This is a genomic window from Bacteroides sp. RCH18, from assembly GCF_058231005.1.
Window position 1 is genome coordinate 2,683,816 of record NZ_JBIPTC010000001.1, and the last position, 15,708, is coordinate 2,699,523.

General features: G+C 43.5%; 12 protein-coding genes. 3 read left to right on the plus strand and 9 right to left on the minus strand.

Translation table 11 applies throughout. The features are described from left to right. Positions 1 to 22: 22 nt before the first annotated feature. The 3 genes from ACHLI0_RS10670 to ACHLI0_RS10680 form a co-directional block, all read right to left on the minus strand. The gene (locus ACHLI0_RS10670; protein ID WP_008765186.1) at positions 23 to 1,018 is read right to left on the minus strand and encodes a M20 family metallopeptidase; all 996 of its coding nucleotides are present in this window, start codon (positions 1,016 to 1,018) and stop codon (positions 23 to 25) included. 71 nt (positions 1,019 to 1,089) lie between these two features. After that, positions 1,090 to 1,998, minus strand: a complete 909-nt coding sequence (locus ACHLI0_RS10675) for a S66 peptidase family protein (RefSeq protein WP_061473111.1) — start codon at positions 1,996 to 1,998, stop codon at positions 1,090 to 1,092. 10 nt (positions 1,999 to 2,008) lie between these two features. Beyond that, the gene (locus tag ACHLI0_RS10680; protein ID WP_008763575.1) at positions 2,009 to 2,815 is read right to left on the minus strand and encodes a glycoside hydrolase family 16 protein; all 807 of its coding nucleotides are present in this window, start codon (positions 2,813 to 2,815) and stop codon (positions 2,009 to 2,011) included. A 179-nt stretch (positions 2,816 to 2,994) separates the two neighbouring features. Between ACHLI0_RS10680 and ACHLI0_RS10685 the strand changes: the two genes are divergently transcribed. Further along, a complete protein-coding gene (locus ACHLI0_RS10685) occupies positions 2,995 to 3,939 on the plus strand; it encodes a phosphate acyltransferase (protein ID WP_008763574.1) in 945 nt (314 codons plus the stop codon). 30 nt (positions 3,940 to 3,969) lie between these two features. Next, positions 3,970 to 5,031, plus strand: a complete 1,062-nt coding sequence (buk, locus tag ACHLI0_RS10690; RefSeq protein ID WP_008765189.1) for a butyrate kinase — start codon at positions 3,970 to 3,972, stop codon at positions 5,029 to 5,031. 309 nt (positions 5,032 to 5,340) lie between these two features. On the opposite strand, the gene ACHLI0_RS10695 is transcribed toward buk, so the two are convergent. Both ACHLI0_RS10695 and ACHLI0_RS10700 read right to left on the minus strand, forming a co-directional pair. Next, positions 5,341 to 7,092: an ATP-binding protein gene (locus ACHLI0_RS10695; protein ID WP_490749131.1), complete on the minus strand. Its 1,752-nt coding sequence runs from the start codon at positions 7,090 to 7,092 to the stop codon at positions 5,341 to 5,343. Positions 7,093 to 7,121: 29 nt separating this feature from the next. After that, positions 7,122 to 7,601, minus strand: coding sequence for a helix-turn-helix domain-containing protein (locus tag ACHLI0_RS10700; RefSeq protein ID WP_048691870.1), 480 nt, complete (start codon positions 7,599 to 7,601; stop codon positions 7,122 to 7,124). A gap of 210 nt (positions 7,602 to 7,811) precedes the next feature. On the opposite strand from ACHLI0_RS10700, the gene ACHLI0_RS10705 reads away from it, so the two are divergent. Beyond that, positions 7,812 to 8,126 carry a hypothetical protein gene (locus ACHLI0_RS10705; RefSeq protein WP_055300412.1) on the plus strand — a complete coding sequence of 105 codons (315 nt, stop codon included), beginning with the start codon at positions 7,812 to 7,814 and terminating at the stop codon, positions 8,124 to 8,126. 719 nt (positions 8,127 to 8,845) lie between these two features. On the opposite strand, the gene ACHLI0_RS10710 is transcribed toward ACHLI0_RS10705, so the two are convergent. The 4 genes from ACHLI0_RS10710 to ACHLI0_RS10725 all read right to left on the minus strand — a co-directional run bounded on the left by ACHLI0_RS10710 (position 8,846) and on the right by ACHLI0_RS10725 (position 15,693). Continuing rightward, entirely contained in the window at positions 8,846 to 10,489 is a 1,644-nt protein-coding gene (locus ACHLI0_RS10710; RefSeq protein WP_055230034.1) for a SusD/RagB family nutrient-binding outer membrane lipoprotein, read from the minus strand. 18 nt (positions 10,490 to 10,507) lie between these two features. Next, on the minus strand, positions 10,508 to 13,879 hold the full coding sequence (locus tag ACHLI0_RS10715) for a TonB-dependent receptor (protein ID WP_490749134.1): 3,372 nt from the start codon (positions 13,877 to 13,879) through the stop codon (positions 10,508 to 10,510). Positions 13,880 to 14,088: 209 nt separating this feature from the next. Then, entirely contained in the window at positions 14,089 to 15,027 is a 939-nt protein-coding gene (locus ACHLI0_RS10720; RefSeq protein WP_490749135.1) for a FecR family protein, read from the minus strand. A 105-nt stretch (positions 15,028 to 15,132) separates the two neighbouring features. Continuing rightward, a complete protein-coding gene (locus ACHLI0_RS10725; protein WP_490749136.1) occupies positions 15,133 to 15,693 on the minus strand; it encodes an RNA polymerase sigma-70 factor in 561 nt (186 codons plus the stop codon). Positions 15,694 to 15,708: the final 15 nt, after the last annotated feature.

Here is a 15,708-nt window from a genome sequence, read left to right on the forward strand (position 1 = left end):
TTACGGTTTACTAATTAACTATTTACTTTTCATTATAAATCACTTCCAGCACTGTCTGTCCGACGGCTTTCAGCGTATTCTTGTCGATATGGTCCATATTATCATGAATGGTATGCCAAGTCGGAGGGAAGCCTGTTTCCGGATCATTGGGAATGATATCGATTGTCTTGATACGGGCCAGACGGTTAATAAACAGATGGTCGTCGGTGATGGTATCGCCTCTCTCATCAATGAAGGTTTTCCCATAACCTGCTTTTTTAGCCGCTTTCCATACTTTCTTGTTGATATCCGGAGCAAACTCTTCGGAATATCCTTCTTTCAAAAATACGCTGTTCTCACCACCCACCATATCGAGCAAGATACCAAAACGGGCATTATACCCTTGCACGTGAGGATTGCGCGACCAATACTGCGAGCCGAGACACCAAGCCTCTTCCTTGTGCTTTCCCTCGTAGAATTGAGGAGTTCCGTAGTCTTCCGCATCCAGAAAGATGATATCAATACCCAGTTCCGGCTGTTGCTGGTTGACCAACCGGGCGATTTCCAGCAAAGCTCCCACTCCGCTTGCTCCGTCGTTGGCTCCCAGAATAGGGGTATGGTGATTCTTTTCGTCAGCATCATTATCCGCCCACGGACGGGTATCCCAATGTGCAAACAACGCTATTCTCTTCTTACTTTCCGGCTTGTAAGAGCCGATGATGTTCCGCGCCTTCAACAGTGTGCCGTCATAGGCAATCAGATCGGCATACTGATTCGTTACCTTCGCACCGAAAGCCTCCAGCTTTCCGGCCAGATAATTGCCACAAGCTACGTGCTCCTTCGTATTGGGGACACGGGGACCAAAATCTACCTGATTCTTTACATACAAATAGGCACTGTCCGCATCAAACTGAGGTACATTTACCACCACTTTTTCACTTTGTTCATTCGTACCAGTTGCCTTGCTGCCTCCTCCACAAGAAAAAGCAGATAATAATACAAAGGCACTCGTCAATACTATCATAGATTTCTTTTTCATCGTCCTTTTATCTATATGAAGCCTCAAAATTAGTCATTTTCACCACAGTATCGTTCAGATAGAATGGATTATTAACAAATAAACTTTAACTCCACATTTTTCTTTCCAACGGTCAATTCCACTTTCGCGCCATTGATAAGCGGCAAATTATGCGTCACATGACCTACCGGAAAATTAAAACAAACCGGATAGTCATATTCTTTCACCAAATCGGCCAGAGCGGGATACAGCTCCTTACCCAACGAACAGTCTTCTTCGTATTCGGTAAATTGACCGATAATGAGTCCGGACAGTTTTTCAAGCACACCGCCCAGTTTCAGATTGTACATCATGCGCTCAATCGCATGAGGACGTTCACTGACATCTTCGAGAAACAGGATAGTTCCTTCGGCAGGAATATCATAAGGAGTGCCGCGCAGCCCGTAAGCTACCGCCATATTTCCGCCACGCAGGATACCTTCGGCCGTACCTTGCCTGTTCAACTTATGCTTTTCGCAAGTATAAACGGGCAGATTGCCGAAGAGAATATCTTTCAGATAGGCCACGCAAGGGTCTTCCTCCGGTTCCACGGTCAGATGACGCGCCATCAGCGAATGCAGGGAGGCATATCCATTCTTCTGAAATAAATTATGCAAGGCAGTGATGTCGCTGAATCCCAGCAACCACTTCGGATGTTCACGAAAGGCGGTGAAGTCAATCTTGTCCACCAGATGCACGGCCCCGTATCCTCCTCTGCTGCAAAGAATAGCTTTCACCTTGGGATCATCCATCGCACTCTGCAAGTCTTGCAGACGTTGCCGGATTGTTCCAGCATAACGTCCGGAAGAACCGCCGGCATATTTCCCCACAGAGACTTTCAATCCCCATGATTCAAGCCGTTTCTTCGCACGTTTCAGAAACTCTTTGTCTATCTTGCTGGAAGGTGACACAATCACTACTTTGTCACCTTTCTGTAAAAAAGAAGGAAGTTGAATATTCATATTTAATGTTTTATTTGAGTGACTTTCGCTGATAAAAACGCACCCAGTCCACTTCCATTTCTACCGGAAGGTCTTTGGGATCGACTGCTCCGACCCACGAACCGCCCAACTGCATATCGATCAGCAGATAAAACGGCTGGTCGAACGGGAATTGTCCCTCCTTCTGCGTCTGTATGCGGGGATAAGTAAACGTATGTATGTCGTTGACATAGAACGAAAGACTGTCCGGATACATTTCTACAGCGAAAACGTTATAGCGATCGGGATGGATGACTCCTGTGGAGTGTGACTTGGGATGATCCTTGATGCCCAAAGTGTACGTATAATGAGAATGAACTGTCTGATAAGCGATAGAGTCGTCATTCAGACGCTCCATCACATCTATTTCGCCTCCCGACGGCCATTTGGCATTTTCGGGCAACAGCCAGATAGCCGGCCATGCTCCTTTTGCGGCATTCAGCTTGGCGCATATCTCGATGCGTCCGTCAAGGAATGCCTTTTTACCTTTGGTATAAACGCCTCCTGTCAGATAAGGTGCCGTATCATTGGGCAGCGTCTGATTGGCAATGCCTCTTAACACCAACTTGCCTTTGCGCATGGCAAAGCAGGAATCAAAGTCCGTCATATAATTATTCCAGTCGGCCTTCCCTCGCGGAATCTTGCTCCAAACCTGCGGGTCAAAGCCTTTTTTCTGATTAAAATTCTCTTCCCATACCAGCGACCAGCCGGAGGAAGAAACTCTTGTCGTTTTGCAGGAAACGAGTACCCAACAAAGGAGTAATGTGCTAATAAATAATAGATTTCTGAACTGTTTCATTTTGTTTTAAAGTTTAAGGGGGATTCATTTGCAAAAATACAGGAAAAAACGGTTCGGTGTATATCTACACACTAAAACAACTAAAATATAACAAAATGTTACATAACAGGCGTAAGTTTTCGGGTTATGAGTATTATTTTCTCAATGATTTTTCTGATATTTGCTAAAAATCTAACGTTATGGAACCTATTCAGAACTTTGCCCAGCTAACAGCCCATCTTAAACAACAGAATCGTAGGAAACGAATTGCCGTAGTCTGCGCCAACGACCCTAATACGGAATATGCCATTACCCGTGCTTTGGAAGAAGGAATTGCAGAGTTTCTCATGATCGGGGATTCGGCTATTCTGGAAAAATATCCTGCCTTGAAGCAATATCCCGACTACGTGAAGACCATTCACATCGAAGATTCGGACGAAGCGGCACGTGAAGCTGTCCGCATCGTGCGTGAAGGGGGAGCGGATATTTTAATGAAAGGTATCATCAACACGGACAATCTGCTGCACGCCATCCTTGACAAAGAGAAAGGACTGCTACCCAAAGGGAAAATCCTCACGCACTTGGCGGTGATGGAGATTCCGACTTACCATAAACTGCTGTTCTTCTCCGATGCCGCAGTGATTCCACGCCCCACGCTGCAACAACGGATTGAAATGATCTGGTATGCCATCTGCACTTGCCGCCATTTCGGTATCGAGCAGCCTCGCGTTGCACTGATACACTGTACCGAGAAAGTGAGCGCCAAATTCCCGCATTCGCTGGATTATGTAAACATCGTGGAGCTTGCCGAAGCGGGAGAATTCGGAAATGTAATCATCGACGGTCCGCTGGATGTACGCACTGCCTGTGAGCAGGCGAGCGGGGACATCAAAGGAATTGTTTCGCCTATCAACGGACAGGCGGATGTGCTGATTTTCCCCAATATAGAATCGGGAAATGCGTTCTACAAGTCCGTCTCCCTGTTTGCCAATGCGGATATGGCGGGATTGTTGCAAGGGCCTATCTGTCCGGTGGTGCTCCCTTCCCGCAGTGATTCCGGCTTATCGAAATATTACAGCATCGCAATGGCCTGCCTGCAAGTGGCCGGCTGCGAATGCAGAGAGAAGCTCAACCTGAACCGTTAATCATAATTCAAACCTTATAACTCCAAAGATATGAAGATTCTGGTCATCAACCCCGGCTCCACTTCTACGAAGATAGCAGTCTACGAGAACGAAACTCCGTTGCTCGTCCGTAACATCAAGCATACGGTCGAAGAATTATCCGTTTATCCGCAGGTGATAGACCAGTTTGAATTTCGGAAGAATCTGGTTCTTCAGGAATTAGAGGCAAATGGAATACCCTTTGCATTCGATGCTGTCATCGGACGCGGCGGCCTCGTCAAACCCATTCCGGGAGGAGTCTACGCAGTCAACGAAGCCATGAAGCAAGATACTTTGCACGCCATGCGTACCCATGCCTGCAACTTAGGCGGACTGATTGCAGCCGAACTGGCCGCTTCCCTTCCTGATTGCCCGGCTTTCATCGCAGACCCGGGAGTGGTGGATGAACTGGAAGATGTAGCGCGTATTTCGGGTTCTCCGCTGATGCCTAAGATCACCATCTGGCACGCCTTGAATCAGAAAGCAATCGCCCGCCGCTTCGCAAAAGAGCAGGGAACGAAATATGAAGAACTGGACTTGATAATCTGTCACTTAGGTGGCGGTATCTCTATAGCCGTTCATCAGCATGGCAAAGCCATTGACGCCAATAATGCTTTAGACGGCGAAGGGCCTTTCTCGCCGGAAAGGGCTGGCACCCTTCCTGCCGGTCAGTTGATCGATATTTGTTATAGCGGACAGTTCACGAAAGATGAATTAAAGAAGCGTATCTCCGGACGTGCCGGACTGACGGCCCATCTGGGCACTACCGATGTTCCCGCCATTATCAAAGCCATAGAAGAAGGTGACAAAAAAGCTGAACTGATACTGGATGCCATGATATATAATGTTGCGAAAGCCATTGGCGGAGCCGCCACCGTACTCTGCGGGAAAGTAGATGCCATTCTGCTGACAGGAGGTATTGCTTATTCGGACTATATCATTTCAAGATTGAAGAAAAGAATCTCTTTCTTAGCCCCTATACATGTCTATCCCGGTGAAGGGGAAATGGAGTCATTAGCATTTAATGCTTTAGGGGCATTAAGAGGGGAACTTCCTGTACAAATCTATAAATAACAAACGTAGCCATTCCTATTTTTACCTGTAAGGCTCTTAGCTCCGCACGGCAATCACCTCAATTGTTACTGTTTCTTCGTGTACAGTATAAATGATTCGGGCAGATACATTATATAGCCTCCACAGTGATTTGATAGCAGTTTTGCTCTCATGCTCTAACAGTTTATCTATATCCCTTTATTCATGAGGGTTACAGCAATGGGAGCAACTGTGGTAGCAGAGTGAGAGCAAACGTTTGCTCTCACTGAAAGTTTCATTCGCTTGAAACTAATGCTGGAACTACTTGAAGGGGATAAAGGCAGTAGGAATCTAAAGTACTTCTTCCAGTAGCACAAGTTCCCAACTACACCATACTATCGTAATTAGTTTTAGTCCGCCTTTCGCTTTTGCCTCCGCTACCAATTCATCCTGGCTGTAACGAAGTAACTGCTCCCGCGCCTCATCGGCAAGTGCCCTTATTTCTTTCTCCGAAGCGCCAGCCTTTGCATACTTCACTTCGAGCAGATAAGTTAATGGCGGCATTACAGGAACCGACGGACTAGGTTTGAAAAGGAAGTCGGCAAAACCTTTATTCAGTTCGTATTCCGGATACAGTTGATAATAACGGTACATACCTAAATAAGCCAACAAAAAGCCCTTAATATGTGCTTCGCCCTCTATATATTCGCGAATACGGCTTTGCTCACGGATAGCCTCTGCTATAAAATTAAACAACGGTTTCCAGTCTCCTCTGAAAGCCATATTCTCAAATAACATCGTCATCCGGTTCATATCAATCTTGAAAATATCATGTTTGATATATCCTTGGATCAAAAAGCTAAAAAGCTGTTCTCTGACCACCAGATTCGGGACATGCAGAATGGGTCTTCCCACCATATCGACTCCTTTAATAGAAAGAAGTCCGAAATAGAATAACAAAGACTTGAAATTGCATACATCCGTCATTTCCAATGCGGAAAAGTGTGTAGCAATGTCCGTAGTTATTTCTCCCTGCTCGGCTATTTCTTTAATAACAGAGAAGTTCTCCCCCAATCCGTGGTCAAGACGAATCAAGTAAGCTAATTTATTAAAGTCAGTACGAATGTTGGGGTCTACAATTTCATCAGGCTTTTCTCCATGCAATACAAAAGATTTCATAAAGTAAAGCACCATATCGGAGTTAAACATACAATCTGCTAATCTACTTCTACTAAAGCAGTAATTGTCATAGTTGGGTTTCATCATGACAATTGTCTCATCTACCGTTTGCATGAGCACTCCCTGTTCTTTATAATAAGTAAGCATTTCACGCAGTTCCGCTTCACTGAAACCTACTAAATCATTAAACCAAGGATCAGTCGTAATATTGGTTCCGATATTAAAACCACTGGTGACGTCATCCATCGTGACAGGACTCACTCCTGTGATAAACATACGCTGAAGAGCGGACCCCGTACCGGTGGTAGCAGCCTTTATCACATTAAAGAATCCACGGACAAAGCCTTCACCATGAGTCGCCTTTTGATAATACTCTGTACCATAGGTCGAAAGAATCGTATTCGTAAAATTATCATATTCATCAATAAGGAGATAAATAGGGAGATTTCCTTTACGGGAAGCATAAGAATTGATAGCTGATAAAAAAGCACCCGGATCTTGCTGTATCTCTTCATCGAGAACATCCCAAATTTCTTTTCCCAAAAGATCTTCATATTTGAACACAAAATCCCTAAGCTTACTACAGCAATGCAATTTAAATGATCGCTCTACTTCATTGACATTAGAACTTACTTCCGAAAAGTTGAACCGCATAATGAGATAACGATTATGCTTCGGGGTTGGATGTTGACCTATATAAAGATGCCCGAATAGCTCATCAAAGTCATTAGCATATACTACATCGTAATAAGCCTCCAACATAGCCAAAGTCAAACTCTTTCCAAACCGACGAGGACGAATCAGGAAAAGATAAGCCGGTTGCATCTCGATTCTCTCGATGAACATGGTCTTATCTACATAGTAATAATTGTCCTTTTGAATTCGGGCAAAGTCCGTCAATCCATAGGGTATTTGTTTCATCATATCACGATTCCTTTCATTATATTTGTTCTTTATTTCTGCAAGCTCTGCTCTATATTTTGCAAACGACGTTCCAGTGCTGCGTACTTTTCATCCTTCTCTTTCAGCAGACGTTCGTAGAGTTCAGTGATTTTTTCGATAGGATTAAAGTTATTCACTCTATTATCAACACTATTGTCACTATCTTCTGTATAAGACTTAACTGTACCCAAACTAATCTTTGCTCCACCTGTATATTGTTCCGAATCATTCACCGTATTATTTTCAAACACCACCGTCTGCGCATCCTCTTCCAAACTCTTCAGATACTCGAAAGGGACTCCCAATGCCCGTGAAAAGCGGTGTAACATTTCATCATCAATCACTCTCATCTGCTCATATTTAGATACTGCTGATTGTGATAAATGTACTAATTGGCTTAAAACCTCCTGATTCATATTCTTTTCTATACGAAAACGACGTATGTTATGTCCATGATGAACTCTCCCAACAGTTAATTCTTCTGCTTCCATGATTCTTTTTTCTTTTTAAAATCCAACAAATATACAAATGAAAAGTTTCGTTCGAAGCAAATATACGAAAAAAACGAATAGATGTGGTAATATGAATAAAAGGAATATTCCAACTTAGCAAATGGAATAAAAATCATATTGCTTTCATTCTAAAGTTCAAAAAGAAATTAGAACTTTGCCAAGTATAAAATAAACACCAAACGAACAAATATGATAAAAGTATTAACCGAAATAGAATACAAGTTCTTAAAAGAATTCATTGCCCTGATAGAAAAATACAACTTACTTTTCACTACAGATGAAAAGGGAGAAATTGAAGTCACAGTTCATAGACAACAATTAGCAACAGAAACAAATCAGAATTCAGATTTACTACATACTCCCATACACTTAGGAGATTGTTTCGACGAAACAGAACTAAATTACATATTAGATCAAACTGATGAAAGAATAAAACAGATAGCAGAAGAATATCAGTCAGAAGAGATATTCACCCAACATCTAAGCAAAAACAATAAATCCTAATCTATATATAAATACCCCACCAGTCTTTTTTTATCCCCACGGCCTCTTTCTTTTTTATAAGGAAGGGGTCGTCCCTTTTAAAATAAAGACATCAACTCCAAACAGCGGAAAGCTTCATATTCGAATCAGTTATACGCTAAATTGTTAGTCCATATAATTCAAGTATCAGTATCATATGGGGCAAGCGTTGGTTTCCTCGGAGGAAACGCCAGTTCCCTTTAAAAGGAACGGTCGTTTCCATTAAAAGGAACGCCCGTTCCCTCACCGGGAAACGACAGTTTCCATTACAAGAAATGACAGGAAACTATAAGTCATTGAGATCTAACTACATAGAGTTCTATCGGTAATGTTATAGAGTTTATGTTCATGTCCACACTGTATAGCTCATTTCCACACTGTTTTGAGCTAAATGATAGTCGGTTCTATCTTCCATTCTCCTCCTTCGGGAAGGAGGAGAATGGAGTTACTATTGTGTACTACTGTTTAGTTCATTCCTTTGCAGTTTTCAGGAATCTGATGATGGAAGAAAATAATAAACTGAAGAATATAACCATGACTATAATGCTTTTTCTATAACTCCCATAAAAACTTATTAAAAAAAAGGGAGCGAAGCCCCCCTTGACTTCACTCCCCCACAATCTTTCTCCTCTACTTTTTGCCTAATACACGGAGAAAACAAGTTTGAATTAAAAAAAGTTACACCTAATATTTATAAACCTCTAGAAATTTCTACCAGTATCCCACCAGAGGCGAGTTCCACCGTTATCTTCACCTCCCAAAGCTTTCTTCAAAGCAGAATATTGAGTAGGATTGTTTTTTTGAATGTCTGACGGATATGGCAAGCGACGAATACGTATGTCAGTATCGATAGCTCCACCACTATTGTTCACAAAGACTTTGAACAACTGCGGATAACCTGTACGGCGTTGTTCTGTCCAAGCCTCATAGCCTTCAGGATAACAAGCAATCCACTTCTGTGTAAGGATCCTTTCCAGTTGCTCTTCCGGAGAAGCACCTCCATCCCACTTCGGAGTCACTTTAATCAGCGCTTTCACATCATATTTTGCTTCGAAGGCATCGACATAATCGGAAGGAGTAGCATCACTTGTGAGATAATCACCTACATTCACTCCCCATTGCTGACAGGAAACCGTAATACCTTTCTCGTAGCAGTCTTTCACATTTTCGGAAGTAAATCCACGCAAGGCAGCCTCAGCACGAAGGAACCATACTTCGGCAGCAGTCATCAAGATAGCATCGGTCTGTTTGGTAATCGTACTCTTGGAATGCAGACGGTAACGGTTCTCGTCTTTTACAGTAACTCCTGTTCCTTGGGGAACACCTTTATAAGTACCGGCAATCTTATTTCTTTCGGCAATAATCAAATTACCCTTTTCGTCTTTTATATCACCACCTTCCGCTTTCGAGTAATACTTAATCAGTCGCGGATCATTATATCCTACCAAAACAGACTCCATCGTAGCACCCATGAATACTTCTCCCCAGCCTTCATTGACTGTTCCCAGCGGATTCTTATAACCGCTTTCGGTAGAAACAGCAACTGTTTCATCCGCACTCTCCAACACGCCACCGGCAGTTGCATCCATCGCTTTGGCAACTTCTGCTCTCGCCAGATCAGGAGCACTCATCGATACACGGATTGCAAGCCGCAAGCGGAGAGAGTTTGCAAACTTCACCCACTGTGACAGTGTACGTTTGCCTGCGGGCATCAGAATATCGGCAGCAGCAAAAGGTTCGAGAGCGGCATTGGCTTTCTTATATTCGTTGATCAGTTTGACTCCTTCGTCCAAATCTTTGAAGAACTGACGGTAAGCGGCTTCCTGACTATCGACATTATCACCCTCTTCCTGTCCGAATTTAGTGTAGACAATAGGGCCATAAGTATCAGCTATACGGTGCATCAACTCGACTTTCAGGATTTTGGTCACTCCCAGCAAACCTTTCTGTTCCTGATTGATCTTCTCCGATTTCTGAGCGGCGGTCATTATATATCCATAAGTATATGTCCATGCCGAGCCTGTCCAGCCGTCATTCAAAGCATATACAGAGTTCTTGTCATTGAAACTGTTGTTCATATCGTGAAAATATCCGGCAAACATATCATGACCCAGATTCTGTATAGTCTGGAAAGTCCAGTCGGTACCTTTTCCCCAATCGTAATTAAAGTAAATACCCTGTTGCATGACTCCGAGGTTCAGCACATATTTCTGAAGATCATATTCCTGAAGTTCAGGCGTATATCCGGCTTTATTGGCATTATCTGATTCAAAACCATCCGTACATCCGGTAAATGTCATCAGTCCGGCTACTAACAGATTCGCTATATATAGATTTTTTTTCATAATTCGCTTGCTTTAAAGTTAGAATGTAAATTTAACGTTGAAACCAATGTTACGGGTTGTCGGCATACCGAATACATCAACTCCCTGATTAGTGTTACCTACAGACAAGATAGCATCCGGATCGAAAGGAGCATCTTTGTAGAAGAAGAACAGGTTACGTCCCACCAATGATACATCGATACCAGTGAATACCTTAGTCTTGGCCAGCAAAGTAGACGGGAACGAATAGCTCAGAGATAATTCGCGTAAACGTATATTGGTCGCACTGTACATATAACGCTCGGAAATACCGTTACGGTCACCTACTACTGAATAGAAACCTTCTACATTCTCAAATCTTGTTCCGTCAACTTCCACATAACCTCTGTCACGTGCTTCAGCCGTAGCCTTCGTTACGCCTCTGCCGTCCAATGTAGCTTGTGTCAGAGACATGACATCACCGCCTTTGCGCATATCGATCAGGAAATACAGAGAGAAACCTTTATAAGTGAAGGTATTAGCCCAACTCAACAGGAAGTCCGGATTGCAATTTCCCAGATATGTTTTATTACCTGACTCTGAAATAGGTTTGCCTTCATCGGATACCTTAATCTTACCTTGTTCGTCACGTGCGAACGTATTTCCATAGATGTCTCCCAAAGAGCCGCCTTCTTTAATCTGCATCATATATGCCATAGAGAAACCCGGGTCACCATATACGAAGGAAGTATAATTCGGAGCCAGTTCGACTACCTTATTACGGTTTTGTGAATAATTGAAAGTCGTTTTCCAACGGAAATCTTCGGTCAGCACCGGAGTAGCTCCCAATGTGATTTCAAATCCTTTGTTGCGAATCTTACCTGCATTGATATAACGGTATGCATAATCTTCACCCGCACTGGTCGGAACTTTCAGCAACTGATTCTTAGTATCTGTCTTGTAGTAAGTAAAATCAAAATCAACACGGCTGTTGAACAGTCTCCATTCCAGACCAAATTCAATAGAGTTACTGATTTCCGGTTTCAGGTCACCTCTGTTATATACGTCTACTGCCTGCAACTTTCCTCCGGCTCCGATGATATCGGACAAATCGGTAATACCAATCGGTAAGTCGTTACCTACCTGCGCCCATGATCCGCGAATCTTTCCGAAAGAAATCCATTGCGGTAATTTAAAGCTTTCGTTGATCACCCAGGAAAGACCTACAGAAGGATAGAAGAATCCTTTATCCATACTATTGGTATGTGACAACGTGGACGACCAGTCATTACGTGCTGTCAAGTCGAGGAACAATGCGTCTTTCCATCCTACCTGTGCTGTTGCGAATACGGATTGAATCGTACGTCTGCGGTCAATCACCTGCTCGGCAGAAGCACTGGTGTTCATTACAATATTGGGAACAGTGAACAAGTTGGGTTTGTACAAAGAAGCTGTCTTGGAATCCAATGTCAATGAATTCTCGGTCTGCACATTAATACTACCACCCAAAGCGGCATTCACGGAGAAATCGCCGAAATGCTTGTTGAACATAGCCATCACGTCACCATAAATCAGGAAGTTCTGTGTGTCGGCATATACATAGCGGCCGTTATTTCCTACAATGGCAGGAGAAGTGCTCGCATACATTTTCTGGTCAAACTTATCGCTGACGTAATCCACATTTCCACGAGCTTGCAGGTTGAGCCAGTCGGTTGCTTTCAGATTGGCAGTCAGGGAGGCCAATGCACGGTAGCGCTTATTGTTATTCAAGATACGGTTCTTTACCCAATATGGGTTTTGTGTCCATTCGCTCGGAGTGGTAAACCAGCTCTGTACAGGCATATTACGATTCTCATCGAACTTTTCGAAATTAGTGGCATATTCGCTCAGGTCCTGTCCGCGCGGGAAACCATAAACGTCCACCAACGGATTAAGGTAGATACCTCCGGAAGTAGGAGAGTTTTTAATAGTCTGCACCATCAGGTTAGCATTGGCGTCCAGTTTCAGACGGTCATTGAAAAGAGAAGCACTCTCACGCAAAGTCAGATTGTGCTTACGCAACTTGTTGGAGTCGACAATACCTTTGGCGGTCGTGTTGGCATAAGAGAAGTAAGTCTGCAATTTCTCATTACCGGTCATCACAGAAACCGAGTTGATAGCGGTCACTCCATTGCTGAACCAGTTTCCGGCATTATCATAGTCCTTCACATTTTCCTTTTCGCCCCAGCTTGAACCAGCTTTCGCTCCATAACTATTTTGAAATTCCGGCAAACTGATCGCATGATCAACCGTCAGACCGGATGAGTAAGTAATTCTCTGAACTCCCGCTTTACCTTTTTTAGTCGTAATAAGAATCACACCGTTGGCTGCCTGCGAACCGTACAATGCAGCAGCAGAGGCACCTTTCAGAATACTCATGCTTTCAATATCATCCGGATTCAGATTGGAGATACCGTCACCCGCGTCACGGTTGACACCGTCATTCTTACCACCCATAACAGTAGATACGGATTCTGTGGTGCTATTGAGCATAGGCACACCGTCAATCACATACAACGGCTGGTTATTTCCGTCTTCGTTGGCCGAGCGGGTACCACGGATAGATACTTTGGCCGAACCTCCCAGACCGGAAGCACTCTTGCTGATCTGCACACCTGCCGATTTTCCGGCAAGGGCGGCAATCATGTTAGGGTCTTTGGCACGGGTCAGTTCGTCGCCTCCGAGCTGTTGGGTAGAATAAGTCAGCGAGGCGGCTTTTTTCTTGATACCCATAGCAGTTACCACTACCTGCTCCAGTGCCATCGACTCTTCTTCCATCTTGATCTTGAAAGTGGTTTGTCCGCTGACAGAGAGGCTCTGCGGTTGGTAACCTACATAGGTGATATTAATGATAGCGTCGCTTGGCACTTTCAAAGTAAAGTTGCCATCCAAATCGGTGATTGTACCATTCGTCGTACCTTTTTCCACGACACTGGCGCCAATGATAGGCTCGCCTCTCATGTCGGTCACGACACCTTTCACCGTAATTTGTTTCTGTTGCTGTGTGGATGCATGCTCCGTTACGTTCTTGGTCAGCACAATATTATTGCCTTCCACCACATAATGGATACCTGTTCCTTCAAAAGCCTTATCGAGTATTTCGGATACCGGCTGATTGGTAGCATCTACATTAACTACCCGCTTGGTATCGACACTTTTTTTATTGTAGACAAACAAATAGTCGGTCTGAGACTCAATCTGGGTAAGCAATTCGCTTACTTTCAGAGTCGAACGCGGAATGCTTATTTTAGCACTCTGAGAGTATCCATTCTCACAATAAGCCTGGAATGTTACGAACAGAAGAAGGAATAATGTGATCTTCATAGTCAGTATTATTTGCTTAGATTCTAAACTTTTTGGGCAAAAAAGCCCTTTCAAAGAAATTTTTCTCATATCTTTGCAACGTGTTAAGTTAATAAATTGATTAAGGTCGATTTTTGACTGTTTCGAATCGGGAAGTATGGGGGTACTTTCCGATTCTTTTTCGGTAAGGGGTATATTTATTGACTGTTATTCATAATCATTATGTTTTTAAAGGGTTAGTACTAATTTAAGGTGTATATCATTGAGCTCAGTTATTCATCTTAATTTTTATTCCGGCTTTATTCTATCCGGATGCTGTCTCCTTCCTCACTGATCGAATAAGTAAACGGGTGATCTTTCTGGATAACCTTGAGAATGTGCTCGATACCGTCCTGTTCCTTGAACTTGCCCGTACAGCGATAATTCAGCACTTTCGGATTCTCTATGGTGATCTTCACATTATAATATTTCTCCAGCTTGGTGAGGATGCAACTGAAAGGAGAATCGTCGAAGCAATACAGTCCTTCCCGCCAGCGCAGATAATCATAAGAAGGCAGAACGGCTTTTTTATATTTTCCCTGATAGGAGCCGAAGAACTCATTCTTAGTCAGACGGGTCAGCGGATGTTCATTGTCATAAGCGTAGATATCAACGATGCCCTCTACCAAGGTAGTCTCAAATTCATTGCTTCCTTTATATGCGCAGACGTTGAAATGAGTACCTACCACTCTGACCTGATTGGTCTCCGTATTTACGTAGAAAGGTATCTCCTTATTCTTCGCTACTTCGAAGTAAGCCTCTCCGTCCAGTTCCACATCTCTGTCGCGGCGCCCGAAGTCAGATCTGTAACTCAGCGTCGATTCAGAATTCAGCCAGACTTTGGTTCCGTCCGCCAGCGTAATCTGTGCCCGTTGACCGGCAGGAACAGTGACCGTCTGCAACTGTGCCAATTTATCATACCGGTATTCATTAATCAGAAGTCCGCAACTGACAGCTACGATTACAGCAGCAGCTATACGGGCACTCCACCTTAACATGGGAATGATGCGAGCGCCCGCGCCTGCTTTCTCTCTCGTTTTTCTCTTAGAGTCAGTAAAAAGGGCGATGTCAAACAGCATACGTTCTTTCTGCAATGTCTTCCGGTTTTCCTCCGATTCGTCCACCCAGTTAAGAATGCGTTTTTCTTCGTCAACAGAAGTCTCGCCCTTAAAATATTTATGTAGTAAATCCTGGTTCATAGATGTTGTCTTTTCCTATTTATATTTATAGAAAGGCTTTTTCTCCCCCTTCTATATATAAAACAGGTCAGCTCTGAACAACCCTAACGAAAAATGCGATTATTTTTAAAAAAGAATAGAAACCAGGTAATCTTTCAGTTCGGTACGCAGAATTTTCAATGCTTTGGTGATGTGGAACTCCACACTTTTGACGGAAATGCCGAGTTGTTCCGCTATCTTCTTGTTCGGAGTATTTTGATAACGGCTCAATATAAAAATCTGCCGGCTTTGGTTCGGCATACGTTTCAACGCTTTCTGCACGATATGCTGTATTTCCGAATCAAAGATCGCATCCGGTTCGCAGGCTTCCAGTGTAGAGATTCGCAGGTCCAGTTCCCGCTGGCTATGGCTATTTATTTCTTCTTCGGCACGAAGGCGCACTTGCAGATGTGCCAGGTAGTTGAGCGCTTTGTTTTTGATGATCGTCAGCAGCAGACCGTGCAGATTGGAATCTTCTTCCCACTTATCCCTGTTTTCCCACAGAGTAATCATTGACTCCATCAATATATCTTCCGCCTCCTGCCTGTCTCTTATATAAGAATAGGCAAACGACAAAAACTTCTCCTGATTCTCATGAAAGAATTCAGAAAAAAGTTGAATTGAAGATATATTGTTCGTTCTGTGCATCACGCATAAGATTTA